11 protein-coding genes are annotated in these 14,768 nt (G+C 61.4%); 7 read left to right on the top strand and 4 right to left on the bottom strand.

What is annotated here, in order from left to right; translation table 11 throughout:
- Nucleotides 1-88: 88 nt before the first annotated feature.
- From ACA051_RS23780 to cmoB, 7 genes are all read left to right on the top strand, one after another.
- The gene (locus tag ACA051_RS23780) at nt 89-2,500 is read left to right on the top strand and encodes a glucose/quinate/shikimate family membrane-bound PQQ-dependent dehydrogenase (protein WP_497305190.1); all 2,412 of its coding nucleotides are present in this window, start codon (nt 89-91) and stop codon (nt 2,498-2,500) included.
- A 500-nt stretch (nt 2,501-3,000) separates the two neighbouring features.
- A complete protein-coding gene (locus ACA051_RS23785; RefSeq protein ID WP_497372163.1) occupies nt 3,001-3,378 on the top strand; it encodes a DUF6124 family protein in 378 nt (125 codons plus the stop codon).
- A 674-nt stretch (nt 3,379-4,052) separates the two neighbouring features.
- The gene (lon, locus tag ACA051_RS23790) at nt 4,053-6,470 is read left to right on the top strand and encodes an endopeptidase La (RefSeq protein WP_497305193.1); all 2,418 of its coding nucleotides are present in this window, start codon (nt 4,053-4,055) and stop codon (nt 6,468-6,470) included.
- Nucleotides 6,471-6,659: 189 nt separating this feature from the next.
- Nucleotides 6,660-7,052 carry a protease inhibitor I42 family protein gene (locus ACA051_RS23795; RefSeq protein WP_497305195.1) on the top strand — a complete coding sequence of 131 codons (393 nt, stop codon included), beginning with the start codon at nt 6,660-6,662 and terminating at the stop codon, nt 7,050-7,052.
- Nucleotides 7,053-7,054: 2 nt separating this feature from the next.
- Nucleotides 7,055-7,690, top strand: coding sequence for a lysoplasmalogenase (locus ACA051_RS23800; RefSeq protein WP_497375627.1), 636 nt, complete (start codon nt 7,055-7,057; stop codon nt 7,688-7,690).
- A gap of 206 nt (nt 7,691-7,896) precedes the next feature.
- A complete protein-coding gene (gene cmoA, locus ACA051_RS23805; RefSeq protein ID WP_497372165.1) occupies nt 7,897-8,676 on the top strand; it encodes a carboxy-S-adenosyl-L-methionine synthase CmoA in 780 nt (259 codons plus the stop codon).
- Nucleotides 8,673-9,629, top strand: a complete 957-nt coding sequence (gene cmoB / locus ACA051_RS23810; protein WP_497305199.1) for a tRNA 5-methoxyuridine(34)/uridine 5-oxyacetic acid(34) synthase CmoB — start codon at nt 8,673-8,675, stop codon at nt 9,627-9,629. The genes cmoA and cmoB overlap by 4 nt, the downstream gene beginning before the upstream one ends.
- A gap of 133 nt (nt 9,630-9,762) precedes the next feature.
- Here the strand turns inward: cmoB and tadA are convergent, their stop codons facing one another.
- The 4 genes from tadA to ptsP all read right to left on the bottom strand — a co-directional run bounded on the left by tadA (nt 9,763) and on the right by ptsP (nt 14,738).
- Complete coding sequence (gene tadA / locus ACA051_RS23815) at nt 9,763-10,260, bottom strand: tRNA adenosine(34) deaminase TadA (RefSeq protein ID WP_497305201.1); 498 nt, start codon at nt 10,258-10,260, stop codon at nt 9,763-9,765.
- Nucleotides 10,260-11,636, bottom strand: a complete 1,377-nt coding sequence (locus ACA051_RS23820) for a multicopper oxidase family protein (RefSeq protein ID WP_497372167.1) — start codon at nt 11,634-11,636, stop codon at nt 10,260-10,262. The genes tadA and ACA051_RS23820 overlap by 1 nt, the downstream gene beginning before the upstream one ends.
- Nucleotides 11,637-11,910: 274 nt before the next feature.
- Entirely contained in the window at nt 11,911-12,201 is a 291-nt protein-coding gene (locus ACA051_RS23825) for a PTS sugar transporter subunit IIB (protein ID WP_497372169.1), read from the bottom strand.
- Nucleotides 12,202-12,203: 2 nt separating this feature from the next.
- Complete coding sequence (gene ptsP, locus ACA051_RS23830; protein WP_497372171.1) at nt 12,204-14,738, bottom strand: phosphoenolpyruvate--protein phosphotransferase; 2,535 nt, start codon at nt 14,736-14,738, stop codon at nt 12,204-12,206.
- Between the last annotated feature and the right edge of the window lie 30 nt (nt 14,739-14,768).

Below are 14,768 nucleotides of genomic sequence, written 5' to 3' on the forward strand. Positions count from 1 at the left end.
CCATTTTTATCTGAACCATGCCCGCACAGGATCGTCATCTACAGTGAACTTGCGCGGGACAACTTGAAACGTCACGGAGAACCACACTATGAGCACTGATGGTGCTTTGAGTCGAAGCCGTCTACTGCCGACCCTGCTCGGCATTCTGCTTCTGCTAATGGGCCTGGCCATGCTGGCCGGCGGGATCAAGCTGAGCATGCTCGGCGGCTCGCTGTATTACCTGCTGGCCGGTATCGGCCTGACGCTGACCGGCGTGCTGCTGATGTTGGCGCGCCGCGCTGCACTGGGCCTTTACGCACTGGTGCTGTTCGCCAGTACCGTGTGGGCCTTGTGGGAAGTCGGGCTCGATTGGTGGCAACTGGTGCCGCGTCTGGCGATGCTGTTTGCGCTGGGCATCGTCATGTTGCTGCCGTGGTTCCGCCGTCCGTTGCTGCGTGAAGGCGCTGCGCCGATGGGCACCGGCGCGTTGAGCGTTGCTGTGGTACTTGCGGGCGTTACAGCACTGGCCAGCCAGTTCACCAACCCCGGTGAAATCAAAGGCGAACTGGACCGCGACAACGTCCCCGGCATGACCAACACCGCCCCGGCCATGCCCGACGGTGACTGGAATTCCTACGGTCGCAGCGCTCACGGCGATCGTTATTCGCCACTGACGCAGATCACTCCGCAAAACGTAAACAAGCTGGTTCCAGCCTGGACCTACCGCACCGGTGACCTGCCAGGGCCGAACGACCCAGGTGAAACCACCGCCGAAAACACCCCGCTGAAAGTCAACGGCATGCTCTACGTGTGCACGCCGCACAGCCAGGTGATCGCGCTGGACCCGGACACCGGCAAGGAAATCTGGCGGTTCGATCCGAAGCTCTCCACGCAAAACGCGGCGAACTTCAAGGGTTGGGCGCACATGACCTGCCGTGGTGTGACCTATCACGATGATGCCGCCTACGCGTCTGAGCAAAGCCCGACCGGCAGCGCCAGCCCCGCACCGATCAGCACCGTTTGCCCACGCCGGATTTTCCTGCCGACTGCCGACACCCGCCTGATCGCCCTCGACGCCGATACCGGCAAGATGTGCGAAGACTTCGGCGACAAAGGCCAGGTCGACCTGCGCGCCAACATCGGCGGCTTCAACGCCGGCGGTTACTACTCCACCTCGCCTCCAGCGGTCACTAAAGACCTGGTGGTGATAGGCGGCCACGTCACCGACAACGTCTCCACCGACGAGCCTAGCGGCGTGATCCGCGCGTTCGACGTGCACACCGGCAAACTGGTGTGGAACTGGGACAGCGGCAACCCGGACGACACCACGCCGATCGCCGAAGGCCAGGTCTACACCCGTAACTCGCCGAACATGTGGTCCATGTTCGCCGTCGACGAAAAACTCGGCATGCTTTACCTGCCGATGGGCAACCAGACCCCGGATCAGTTCGGTGGCGATCGCACCCCTGAATCGGAACTGCACGCCGCCGGCCTGACCGCCCTCGACATCGCAACCGGCCAGGTGCGCTGGCACATGCAGCTCACCCACCATGACCTCTGGGACATGGACGTCGGCGGCCAGCCAACCCTGATGGACCTGAAAACCGCTGACGGCGTAAAGCCAGCGGTACTCGTCTCCACCAAGCAAGGCAGCATCTACGTGCTGGACCGCAGCACCGGCAAGGCGATCGTGCCGATCAACGAAGTGCCCGTTCCCCAGGGTGCTGTCGAAGGCGATCACACCTCGCCGACCCAACCGAAATCCGACCTCAACCTGATGCCGCCGCCGCTGCAAGAGCGCGACATGTGGGGCGTAACCCCGTTCGACCAACTGATCTGCCGGATCGACTTCAAATCCATGCGCTACGAAGGCCCGTTCACGCCGCCATCGCTGCAAGGTTCGATCGTGTATCCAGGCAACTTCGGCGTGTTCGACTGGGGCGGCATCTCGGTTGACCCGGTGCGTCAGATTGCTTTCATGAACCCGGACTACATGGCGTTCAAATCGAAAATGATCCCGGCCGCCGAAATCGCCGCCCAAGGCCCGCGTAAAAGCGAAACCGAAGGCGTGCAGCCAAACAAAGGCGCGCCCTACGGCGTCATCCTCGAACCCCTGCTCTCGCCTGTGGGCCTGCCATGCCAGGCGCCCGCCTGGGGTTATGTGGCTGCGGTCGACCTGACCACCAGCAAAATCATCTGGAAACACAAAAACGGCACCGTGCGCGACAGCTCGCCAGTTCCGATCCCGCTGAGCATGGGCGTGCCTAGCCTGGGCGGTACCTTCGTCACTGCTGGCGGCGTTGGCTTCCTGAGCGGCACCCTCGACCAGTACCTGCGCGCCTATGACGTGAAAAACGGCAAGCAACTGTGGGAAGGCCGCCTGCCCGCCGGCGCGCAAACCACGCCGATGACCTACACCGGCAAGGACGGCAAGCAATACGTGCTTGTTGTTGCAGGTGGTCACGGGTCGCTGGGCACCAAGCAAGGTGACTATGTGATTGCGTACAAACTGTCGGAATAAGTTGTAGCGACAGATAAAGGAAAGGCGACTCCTGCGAAGGAGTCGCCTTTTTTGTGGCCGCCATTTTCGCCACACTGCAGATCCAATGTGGGAGCGGGCTTGCTCGCGAAAGCGGTGTTTCAAACAACTTCTATGTTGAATGTTAAACAGCCTTCGCGAGCAAGCCCGCTCCCACATTTGACCTCGGTTGGCCTGAAGAAACTGTGCGTACGTCCTACTGCCGTTGCTGTTCTGGAGGAGGATTCCGACAAGTTCTATCGGTTGTCGTGTCAGAAGCCGGAGGGATAGGCTTTTGTGGTCGCTGCAAATTCAGCGGCCGGGTTTGGTCGCCCAGGTTTAGAATGGCGCACTTTTCGTGCTTGCTTCATGGCGAGCTGTGCGTGGGAGGGCTTCGGCCCTGCCGGGTTCCATTCCCTGGTCGACCAACCTGCGTACGGTTCGCCACCCAACTGCTTGGTCGCAGTCGTGGCGGACTCCCTGTCCCCGAATGGAGCTTCACCATGTTCAAAGAAACCCCGAATCCCCCGCAAACCGACGATGTTTCCCCCTACGAATCCCTCGATTCCAAAAAACTCAACGAAGCCGCCGAGCGCGCACTGGATCACTACCTCAACCCCGCCTCCCTCAAGTCCCCTGCCATCCGCAAACCCAGCACCATGTTTCTGATTGCACCGGACATCAAAGACGAAGACCTGCTGGCCCACACCTGCGAATCGTTGGCCCAGGCCAGTGTGATGGCGAGTGATTTCGCGGACTATCTGGAAGGGCCGCATCGGCACAAGGCGATGGCAATCCAGCAGATCGTCATGCTGGCCGAACTGGCGGTGAATCGGATGCTGGATAACGTCGCCCTACCAAAACCTCAACCGCACAGCTGATCCCCTGTAGGAGCGAGGCTTGCCCGCGAAGGCGGTGTGTCATTCAACATCAATGTCGTCTGACTCTCCGCCATCGCGAGCAGGCTCACTCCCACAATTGAATTGGGTGGATCAGCAAGATAATGGTCGGCTGTCAGGCCGCCTTCGCGGGCAAGCCTCGCTCCTACAAGGGCCCGGCGTACATCCGCTTCTCACCACTCAACAGGCCGAGCGTTAGCTCGCCTGCAGCTCTTGATCTTGATCCACCCGCCCCTTTCGGGAGGCTGAGTGGAGGTGTTCATCCGGGGAGTGGCGCGTAGCGCCGTTCGACGCAGTCGAACACGCTGCATGTAGGTCGTCGCGAAGCAGACCGGAGGGCAGTGTCCCCGGATGGATACCGGAGCGAAGGTACGCCGAGCCCAAGCGAGGGGCCGGACGCTTGGGGCGAGCGTTTTTTTGCTTACTTTTTTTAGGCGTTTGTAAAAAAAGTGAGTCGCCGTAAGGGCGAAACCACCAGCCGCCGTTACCGCAGAAACGGATATGCACACAACCACCAAGAACATGGTCGGCCCAAAGGCCGCCAAGTCAAAAGCACCTGTCCAAACCCTGAACACACACCCAGAAATATCCCCCGCCATTGAAACCACCCCCCACCTGCCCCATCTAAGACCCATACCCCATTGCGCAGGTGCCCCATGAGCGACCAGCAAGAATTCCCCGAAGACCCGAGCGAATACGCCGACCCAGAGAACGCCGAACACCACTCCACCGGCAAAGGCCTCGCCCTGCCCGGCCAGAACCTGCCGGACAAGGTCTACATCATCCCGATCCACAACCGCCCGTTCTTCCCGGCCCAAGTGCTGCCGGTCATCGTCAATGAAGAACCGTGGGCTGAAACCCTGGATCTGGTCAGCAAATCCGACCACCACTCCCTGGCCCTGTTCTACATGGACACGCCCCAGGAAGACCCGCGCCATTTCGACACCTCGGCCCTGCCGCTGTACGGCACCCTGGTCAAAGTGCACCACGCCAGTCGCGAAAACGGCAAACTGCAATTCGTCGCCCAAGGCCTGACCCGGGTGCGCATCAAAACCTGGCTCAAGCACCATCGCCCGCCGTACCTGGTGGAAGTCGAATACCCGCACCAGCCCACCGAGCCGACCGACGAGGTCAAGGCCTACGGCATGGCGCTGATCAACGCGATCAAGGAACTGCTGCCGCTCAACCCGCTGTACAGCGAAGAGCTGAAAAACTACCTCAACCGCTTCAGCCCTAATGATCCGTCGCCGCTGACCGACTTCGCCGCCGCATTGACCTCGGCCACCGGCAGCGAACTGCAAGAAGTGCTCGACTGCGTGCCGATGCTCAAGCGCATGGAAAAAGTCCTGCCGATGCTGCGCAAGGAAGTCGAAGTCGCGCGATTGCAGAAAGAGATTTCCGCTGAAGTTAACCGCAAGATCGGCGAGCATCAGCGCGAGTTCTTCCTCAAAGAACAACTCAAGGTCATCCAGCAAGAGCTGGGCCTGACCAAAGACGACCGCAGCGCCGACATCGAACAGTTCGAGCAGCGCCTGAAAGGCAAAGTCCTGTCGGCCCAGGCGCAAAAACGCATCGAAGAGGAAATGAACAAGCTGTCGATCCTCGAGACCGGTTCGCCGGAGTACGCGGTCACCCGCAATTACCTCGACTGGGCGACCTCGGTGCCGTGGGGCGTGTACGGCGAGGACAAACTCGACCTCAAGCACGCGCGCAAGGTGCTAGACAAACACCACGCTGGCCTCGACGACATCAAGGACCGCATCCTCGAGTTCCTCGCGGTCGGTGCCTATAAAGGCGAGATCAGCGGCTCCATCGTCCTGCTGGTCGGCCCGCCGGGCGTGGGTAAAACCAGCGTTGGCAAGTCCATCGCCGAATCCCTCGGCCGGCCGTTCTACCGCTTCAGCCTCGGCGGCATGCGCGACGAAGCCGAGATCAAGGGCCACCGCCGCACCTACATCGGCGCGCAGCCGGGCAAACTCGTCCAGGCGTTGAAAGACGTCGAAGTGATGAACCCGGTGATCATGCTCGACGAAATCGACAAGATGGGCCAAAGCTACCAGGGCGACCCAGCCTCGGCGCTGCTGGAAACGCTGGACCCGGAACAGAACGTCGAATTCCTCGACCACTACCTGGACCTGCGTCTGGACCTGTCGAAAGTGCTGTTCGTCTGCACCGCCAACACCCTGGACTCGATTCCCGGCCCATTGCTGGACCGGATGGAAGTGATTCGCCTGTCGGGTTACATCACCGAAGAAAAAATCGCCATCGCCAAGCGCCACCTGTGGCCCAAGCAGCTGGAAAAGGCCGGCGTGTCCAAAGGCAGTCTGAGCATCAGCGACAGCGCGTTGAAAGCCTTGATCGACGGTTATGCCCGTGAAGCCGGCGTGCGCCACTTGGAAAAGGAACTGGGCAAACTGGTGCGCAAAGCCGTGGTGAAATTGATCGACGAGCCGAAAGCGGTGATCAAAATCGGTCCGAAAGACCTCGAAGCCTCGCTCGGCCATCCGGTGTTCCGTAACGAGCAAGTGCTGTCCGGCACCGGCGTCATCACCGGGCTGGCCTGGACCAGCATGGGCGGCGCGACGCTGCCGATCGAAGCGACCCGCATTCACACGCTCAACCGTGGCTTCAAACTCACCGGGCAACTGGGCGACGTGATGAAGGAGTCGGCGGAAATCGCCTACAGCTACGTCAGCTCCAACCTGAAGTCGTTTGGCGGTGATCCGAAGTTCTTCGACGAAGCCTTCGTCCACCTGCACGTCCCGGAAGGCGCTACCCCGAAAGACGGTCCGAGCGCCGGCGTGACCATGGCCAGCGCCCTGCTCTCGCTCGCCCGCAACCAGGCGCCGAAAAAAGGCGTGGCCATGACAGGAGAGCTGACGCTGACCGGGCATGTCCTGCCGATTGGCGGGGTGCGCGAGAAGGTGATCGCGGCGCGGCGGCAGAAGATCTTTGAATTGATCCTGCCGGAGCCTAACCGTGGGAGCTTTGACGAGTTGCCGGACTATCTGAAGGAAGGGATAACCGTGCACTTTGCCAAGCGCTTTGCGGATGTGGCGAAAATCCTGTTCTGATAGTCATGTAGTGCCTTCACCATCGCCCTCGCGGGCAAGCCTCGCTCCTACGGATCGCACACTCTGTGGGAGCGGGCTTGCTCGCGAAGACGTCGGCACTCACACCGCCGACTCCCCCGTCGTTGTCACAATTTGTCTCATCTTCAGTTATGCTCGCCGTTCGTCGTGAACGCCGGAGCCGCTGACCTTATGTCCCCCACTCGCCTGTTTGTCCCCCTCGCCCTTTCCCTGCTGGCTGCCTGCGCCACGCAACCGAAACAGAACGTGACCGTGGAAAAACAAGGCGAATGCCCGCTGCAGATGCGCAACGGACAGAACCTGATCCTGACCCTGCCGAGCAACCCGACCACGGGCTATCGCTGGTCGATCCAGGATTCGGCCGGTGGCGTGTTGCATGCGCTCAGCCCCGAGGTGTACAGCAACCCGGAAGACGCCGGAATCGTCGGCAGTGCGGGCATTTCGACCTGGCGCTTTCAGGCGTTTGCCACCGGTACAGGCCGGTTGCGTTTGACCTATTCACAGCCATGGGCACCGGAGGTGCCGGCAGTGAAAACCTTTGATTGCTCGATCGTGGTCAACTGATCGTGGGCTGGCTGATTCTGGCGCTGATGGGCGCAGTGACCTTTCTGTATGGTTTGAGCGTGCATGCCGCGCTGCTTTGCCTGCTGGTCAAACCGTTGCCGGTACTGGCCCTGCTCGGCTGGTTGCACGATGCGCCGCCCAGTGAGTATCGGCGCTGGATCAGCCTCGGATTGATTTTCTCCCTGCTCGGCGATGTGTTGCTGGCGTGGCCCGGGGATTTGTTTGTGTTTGGCCTTGGGGCATTTTTGGTCGCCCACCTGGCCTATCTGAAGGCTTACTTGAGTGATTGCCGGCGGCTGGCGTTGTTGCCACTGGTGATGGCCTTGGGGGTTGGCGCGGTGCTGTTGGGGATTTTGATTTCCCACGGACTGGGCCCGTTGTTGATTCCGGTGATTGTCTACGGCTTGGCCATCAGCGCAATGCTCTGGCGGGCGCTGGCCCGGCTCGGGACCGAAGTACCCAAACGCTCGGCGCTGTTGGCGGCGGCCGGTGCGGTGGCGTTTGTGTTTTCCGACAGCGTGATTGGCATCAATCGATTCGTGCTGCCGTTCGAAGCGGCACCCTATGTGATCATCCTCAGTTACTGGCTGGGGCAATGGGGGATTGCGGCGTCGGCGTTTGGCCCGAAATCGCGCTGAGCCCTGTGGCGAGGGAGCTTGCTCCCGCTGGAGTGCGCAGCGCTCCTCTGTATTACTTCAGGTTCACCGTGCTCACAGACATTACGACTGCTTCGCAGCCGAGCGGGAGCAAGCTCCCTCGCCACAACAGCCTTTCAATCCCGCAAACCCAATCAGCCCAGCGGTTTATCAGACAACCCGCGCATCCCCCCGTCAATTTGGCTAAAATGCCGGCCTTTTCCACCTACGCCGCTGGAACCGCCGTGAGCAAAGAACCCGATCGCCTTTTCGCCCAGCCTTTGGCCCAGGTGCCCGACTTCGCCTTTAACGAGGACGTGGTGCGGGTGTTCCCGGACATGATCAAGCGCTCGGTGCCGGGTTATCCGACCATCGTCGAGAACCTCGGCGTGCTCGCCGCGCAATTCGCCCAGCCCAACAGCGTGCTCTACGACCTCGGCTCGTCCCTGGGCGCCGTGACTCAGGCGTTACGCCGTCACGTGCGCACCGACGGTTGCCGCGTCATCGCTGTGGATAACTCTGCGGCAATGGTCGAACGTTGCCGCGAATACCTCAACGGTCAGGACTCGATGTTCCAGGAGTTGCTGCCCGTGGAAGTGATCGAAGGCGATATCCTCGCCCTCGACTTCCAGCCCGCCTCGGTGGTGGCGCTGAACTTCACCCTGCAATTCATCGCCCCGGACCAGCGCACCGCGTTGCTCTCGCGCATCCGCCAGTCGCTGCTGCCCGGCGGCGCGTTGATCCTCTCGGAGAAACTGCGCTTCAACGACCTCGAAGAACATGCGCTGCTCACTGATTTGCATGTCGCGTTCAAACGCGCCAACGGCTACAGCGAACTGGAAATCGCCCAGAAGCGCAGCGCCATCGAAAACGTCATGAAGCCCGACAGCCTCGAAGAACACCGCGAGCGCCTGTTGGCGGCCGGGTTCTCGAAAGTCGTGCCGTGGTTCCAGTGTCTTAACTTTGCCTCGTTGATTGCCTTGCCATGATTGATCTGTCCCCCCTCGCCCGCCGTCTGGCTGGCACGCCGCTGGCCGAATGGGCCAACACCCTGCAAGCGCAACTCGACAAGAAAATGGAAAAGGGCCATGGCGACCTGGAGCGCTGGCAAAGTGCGCTGGATGCGTTGCCGAAGATTCAGCCGAGTGAAGTTGATTTGCTCAATGGCCTGACACTGGACACCGATTGCGACGTTGAGACCCGTGCGCAAATGCGTACCGCGTTGATGGGGTTGTCGCCTTGGCGCAAAGGGCCGTTTGATCTGTTTGGTGTACACGTCGACACGGAATGGCGTTCGGACTGGAAGTGGTCGCGGGTCGCGCCGCACCTGGACCTGAAGGGCAAACGCATCCTCGATGTGGGGTGCGGCAATGGTTACTACATGTGGCGTATGCTCGGTGCTGGCGCCGACAGCGTAATCGGTGTCGACCCGAACTGGCTGTTTTTCTGCCAGTTCCAGGCGGTGCAGCGTTACCTGTCAGAACCCAATGCCTGGCACCTGCCGTTCCCTTTCGAAGACCTGCCGCCGAACATGGAAGGCTTCGACACGGTGTTTTCCATGGGCGTGTTCTACCACCGTCGCTCGCCGATCGAGCATTTGCTGGCGCTGAAGGATTGCCTGGTCAAGGGCGGCGAACTGGTGCTGGAGACGTTGGTGATCGAAGGTGATCAGCAACAGGTGCTGGTGCCGGAAGACCGTTATGCGCAGATGCGCAACGTATGGTTCCTGCCGTCGGTGCCGGCGTTGGAATTGTGGTTGCGGCGTGCCGGGTTTACGGATGTTCGCTGTGTCGACGTGAGCGTGACCACGGTCGAGGAACAGCGCGGGACGGAATGGATGAAGTACCAGTCGTTGAGTGATTTTCTGGATCCGCAGGATCACAGCAAGACGATTGAAGGGCTGCCGGCACCGATGCGGGCGGTCATCGTGGCCCGCAAGTAAACACCCGATCTCCCTCCCAAAAAAGATCCCCCTGTGGGAGCGGGCTTGCTCGCGAAAGCGGTAGATCAGTCAACAAATCTGTTGAATGTTAATCCGCATTCGCGAGCAAGCCCGCTCCCACAGGGTTCAGTGTTTAGTCTGCGGGTTTGGCGCGGCGGGCCTTGAAGAACTCGCTGAGTACAGCCCCACACTCATCCGCCAACACCCCACCTTCATACAGCACCCGGTGATTCAAGAAGCCCTGGGTAAAAAACTGCCCCTGACTCTGCACAATCCCCGCTTTCGGCTCCAGAGCGCCATACACCACCCGCGCAATCCGCGAATGCACGATCAGCCCCGCGCACATGCTGCATGGCTCAAGGGTTACGTACAGCGTGCTGCCCGGCAGACGATAGTTGCTGGCGGCCAATGCTGCGGCGCGGATCGCCACCATTTCGGCGTGGGCACTCGGGTCGTTGCCGCTGATCGGGCAATTGAAGCCGCGACCGATGATCTCGCCGTCTTGCACCAGCACCGCGCCCACCGGCACTTCACCCAGCGCCGCGCCTTGTGCGGCCAGGGCCAGGGCTTCGCGCATGTAGTCGCGATCACGGCTGCGGTCGATGATCGCGGCGGGACGTATCTGACGCATCAGGCCACCTCGATGGCGGCCATCAGGCCGGTTTCCATGTGGTCGATCACATGGCAATGGAACATCCACACGCCGGGATTATCCGCTACCAGCGCCACTCGCGCGCGCTCGTTCTTGCCCAACAGGTAGGTGTCGGTGAAGTACGGAATGACCTTGTGCCGGTTCGAGGCGATGACTTTGAAACTCATGCCGTGCAGGTGGATCGGGTGCTGATACTGAGTCATGTTCTTCAATTCGAAAATGTAGCTCTTGCCCTTTTCGAGCTTGGCAATCGGGCGGTCGGCGCAGGTCTTGTCCGTGATGTCCCAAGCCTTGCCGTTAATCTGCCACAGGCTAGGCGGTTTGCCGTTGTCGACGTTGACCGACACCGAGCCCACCCATTCGAAATTGAAGTTGAGTTTCTCGGCATTGGCCAGGTCGGGCTCGGCCACCGGGTTGGCCGGCAGGGCGGGCGGCCATTCGGTGGGGGCCTCAGTATTCGCCACCGAGCGCAACGTGCCCAGGCGAACCGGGCCGTTGCGCAGGGACAATTCTTCACCGGCGGGCGGCGCCTTGATCGCCAGGCAGATGCGCATGCCCGGGCCGAGCCAGTATTCCTTGCCCATTGGGCGCGGCTCCACGGGATTGCCGTCCAGCGCGTAGATCTGCGCTTCGACGCCGGGAATGTTGAGGCGATAGGTCAGCGTGTTATCAAGGTTGAGCACGCGCACGCGGGTGATTTGCCCGGCGGGCAAGTCGATAACCGCTTGCGAGACACCGTTGATGGTCGACAGGCGTCCCGCCGTGCCACCACGGGCGGCTTCGCGAGGAATGCTGAAGGCCACGAAAGCCCCCTCGTCATCGACGTGCCAGCTCTTGAGGCTCAGGGTTTTCTCGTATTTGAAACCGGTGGGTTCACGCTCTTCGACGATCAGTGGACCGACAAGGCCGCGGCCGAGTTCTTCGCTGCTGTTCACGTGCGGGTGATACCAGTAACTGCCGGCGTCCGGCACGCGGAATTTGTAGTCAAAGTACTCGCCCGGTAGCACCGGCAATTGCGAAACGTAGGGGACACCGTCCATTTCCAGTGGCAGGCGAATGCCATGCCAGTGAATGGTGGTCGCTACCGGCAGGTGGTTGATGAACCGTACCCGTAGCCATTCACCCTGACGAACCCGCAGTTCAGTGCCCGGCGCCGATGGGCCGAACGCCCAGGCCTCGGTCGTGTGCCCGGCAACCAGTTCGACGTCCAGCGGTGCCGCGATCAGCTCATAGTCATGGCCGGCGTCAGCGTCGGCCATCTTGCCCAGCCAGTACCGCGACGCGCCCCCCGCTCCGACACCAACGACAACAAGACCGGCCAGGCCACCGAGGATTTGGCGACGGGTAAAGGACATGAACTCAACTACCTCACGTATCAGCGACAGGCCCGAAGGCCTGTAAAAGGCGAATACGATACACCTGCGGTTGAGAAACAGTAAGGGTGGGGCGGCAATGGGACACAGGGACAGCAAGGCTGACAAAGCATCTGTGGCGAGGGAGCTTGCTCCCGCTGGGTTGCGAAGCGGCCCTGTATCCAACAATCGCATCGCACCAGGGATATTGCGTTGGCTGGTTTTACGACTGCTTCGCAGCCGAGCGGGAGCAAGCTCCCTCGCCACAGGGGATCGGTTATGGCTGGAGGCCGGTGATCAGATGAACCACCCCGTCATCCAGCACCATCACGCCCGGCACACCTGCGACATTCAATGCCTGCCGATTCATCTGCGTCACATCCCGCAGCTCCACCCTGACCCGAGTCAGCGCCACAGGCCCCTGCGACTTGAGGTTATCCATGCCACCCAGCGCGGCGACGATATCCGGCGCCAGCCCAGAAACAGGCTGAGCTACTGCCTTCGGCTCATCCACCAACAGATCCGGCGTCAACGCTTTCCAGAACGCTCGCTGCATTTTCTCGAACATGTTCAGTTCTCCAGAACCAGTGAAGTATCAACCGTCGCCTCGTGATACAGCCGCAACGCCTCGCGCACCTGTCCGGCACTTTCCAGGCCCAGCACTTGCTCGGCGATGGCCTGGCAGTCCACCAGGTCCAGCTCACGAACCGCTGCCTTGATCGCCGGAATCAACGGCACGCTCACCGACAGTTCATCCACCCCAAGCCCCAGCAACAGCGGCACGGCCAGTGTCTCGGAGGCCATGGCGCCGCACACACCGACCCATTTGCCGTGGGCGTGCGCGGCCTTTACGGTGCTGGCAATCAGGCGCAGCACCGCCGGATGAAAGCTGTCGGCCTGACTGGCCAGACGCGGGTGATCGCGGTCCATGGCCAGGGTGTATTGCGTGAGATCGTTGGTGCCGATAGAGAAGAAGTCCACCTCGGGCGCAAACAGGTCCGCCATTAGTGCCGCCGCCGGGACTTCGATCATGATGCCCAGCTTGGGCAGTTCCGTGAGGCCCAAAACCAGCGCCTCTTCTTCGAGCAGCTGGCGGGCCAGACGCAACTCCGACAGCTGCGTAACCATCGGCAGCATGATGTGCAGGCGAGCCAGCCCGGCACTGCCAAGGATGGCCTTGAACTGATCGCGCAACAGCTGCGGGCGCTCCAGGCACAAACGAATCCCGCGCATGCCGAGGAAGGGGTTGGTTTCGCTGTCCATCGGCACGTAGGCCAGGGGTTTGTCGCCGCCGACGTCCAGGGTGCGCACCACTAGATTGCGCGTCGGCCCGAGTGCCTTGGCGATGGCGCTGTAGGTGGACGCCTGCTCGTCATGGCTCGGCGCATGGTTGCGATCCAGATAGAGAAACTCCGAACGAAGCAAACCGACGCCCTCGCCTCCCAGTGCCATGGCTTGCTCGGCTTCTGCCAGCGAAGCGATGTTGGCCGTCACTTCAACATGGTGACCGTCGCGGGTGCAGGCGGCCAACGTTGCGTGCGCCAACTCATGCTGCCGGCGTTGCTGTTGAAGCTGGCGCCTGGCTTGCAGCTGTTCGATGGCCTGCAGATCCGGATCCAGCTGCAATTCGCCCTTGTCAGCATCGAGCAACACCTGGGTTCCGTTGACCAGCGCCAGCACTTGAACCGGCAGCCCGCAGATCGCCGGCAAACCGAACGCCCGGGCGAGGATCGCGACATGGCTGGTGGCGCCGCCGCCGACCGTGGCGAAACCCAGTACCTTGCGGGTATCGAGCCCGGCAGTCTGCGACGGCGTCAGTTGTTCGGCGATCAGGATCGCCCCTTCAGGCAGCTCCATCGCCTGATCCCGTACACCGAGGATCAATTTGAGCACCCGCTGGCTAACATCGGCGAGGTCCGCCGCCCGCTCCGCGAGCAGGGCGTTGCCCAGGCTTTTGAACAAGGAGGCTGCCGACTCGGTGGCCGCGCGCCAGGCGAACCCGGCGCTTTTGCCTTCATCGATCAGCACGTGAGCTACTTCCAGCAAACCCGGGTCTTCGAGCAGCTCCTGATGCGCCTTGAAGATGTCGGCCTGCGCGTCGCCCGTGGCGTTGTCTCGCAACTGTTGCAGAGCCTCCAGCCCCTCGGCCAGGGCGCGAGACAGATGATCGCGTTCCACCTGCGGTGTAGCGCCGAGTTCATTCACTTCCAGTTTTTGCTCGGCTATCTGCACTACTTGGCCAAACGCCGACCCGGGCGATGCACAAACTCCGCGCAGCACCGTCAGCGATGAAGCCTCGAGCGCATTCACCTCAATTAGCACCGGGCCCCCGACCACTTCACCGCATCCAGTCAGTAGCAGTTCGGTCAGCGTCTTGATCGCCGCGTCTGCGTCCGGGCCGGCCGCACTGACCTGCATGACGTCACCGTGCGCCGTCTGCAACGCCATGATCGCCACCAGGGATTTCGCGTTCGCAGTCTCCTGCTTTTTATGCAGGGAAATGCTCGCCGAAAAAGCTTTGGCCGCCTGAGCAAACACCGCGGCCGGGCGGGCGTGCAAGCCGTTAGGGTTGGCCAGTGTCACCGGTTTGGAAAACAGCGCTTCGTCCGCTTCCGTTAGCGGCGTATCGGTTGTCTGCTTGACAAGGTTCAGGCTCAGTAGCGGCTGGCCACTTTCTACCAGGCCCGTTTCCGGCGTCAGCCAGGTGAACGGTTCTCCACTGACCACCAGCATCAACGTCAGCAGGCTGCGGGCATTCAATGCAACAAAATCGGCATCGAACTCGATCAGCGCCTGCCCAACGTCAACCTGCTGGCCCTCCTCCACCAGCCGCGTAAACCCCTTTCCCGTCAGGTTCACCGTGTCGAGGCCGATGTGCATCAACACCTGCACGCCCTTTTCGTCGGTGATGCTGACGGCATGCCCACTGGCCTGCACATTGCTGACAACTCCGGCCAGCGGCGCGCACAAGGTTGTTGAAGACGGATCGATGCACAGGCCATCGCCGATGACCCGGCTGGAAAACACCGGATCGGGCACGAGGTCCAGTGGCACCAATACGCCGGACAGGGGGGCGTGCAGCTGCAATTGTTGGGGTGTGGCCATGACGTCACCTGCTGTTTTGTTCTTTGAAGT

Source organism: Pseudomonas sp. LBUM1669 (genome assembly GCF_059695705.1).

Coding starts and splice junctions, on each gene's coding strand:
- ACA051_RS23820 (WP_497372167.1), bottom strand. CDS start 11,636: ATGTCCTTTACCCGTCGCCAAATCCTCGGTGGCCTGGCCGGTCTTGTT.
- lon (WP_497305193.1), top strand. CDS start 4,053: ATGAGCGACCAGCAAGAATTCCCCGAAGACCCGAGCGAATACGCCGAC.
- ACA051_RS23795 (WP_497305195.1), top strand. CDS start 6,660: ATGTCCCCCACTCGCCTGTTTGTCCCCCTCGCCCTTTCCCTGCTGGCT.
- tadA (WP_497305201.1), bottom strand. CDS start 10,260: ATGCGTCAGATACGTCCCGCCGCGATCATCGACCGCAGCCGTGATCGC.
- ptsP (WP_497372171.1), bottom strand. CDS start 14,738: ATGGCCACACCCCAACAATTGCAGCTGCACGCCCCCCTGTCCGGCGTA.
- ACA051_RS23785 (WP_497372163.1), top strand. CDS start 3,001: ATGTTCAAAGAAACCCCGAATCCCCCGCAAACCGACGATGTTTCCCCC.
- cmoA (WP_497372165.1), top strand. CDS start 7,897: ATGCCGGCCTTTTCCACCTACGCCGCTGGAACCGCCGTGAGCAAAGAA.
- ACA051_RS23825 (WP_497372169.1), bottom strand. CDS start 12,201: ATGTTCGAGAAAATGCAGCGAGCGTTCTGGAAAGCGTTGACGCCGGAT.
- cmoB (WP_497305199.1), top strand. CDS start 8,673: ATGATTGATCTGTCCCCCCTCGCCCGCCGTCTGGCTGGCACGCCGCTG.
- ACA051_RS23780 (WP_497305190.1), top strand. CDS start 89: ATGAGCACTGATGGTGCTTTGAGTCGAAGCCGTCTACTGCCGACCCTG.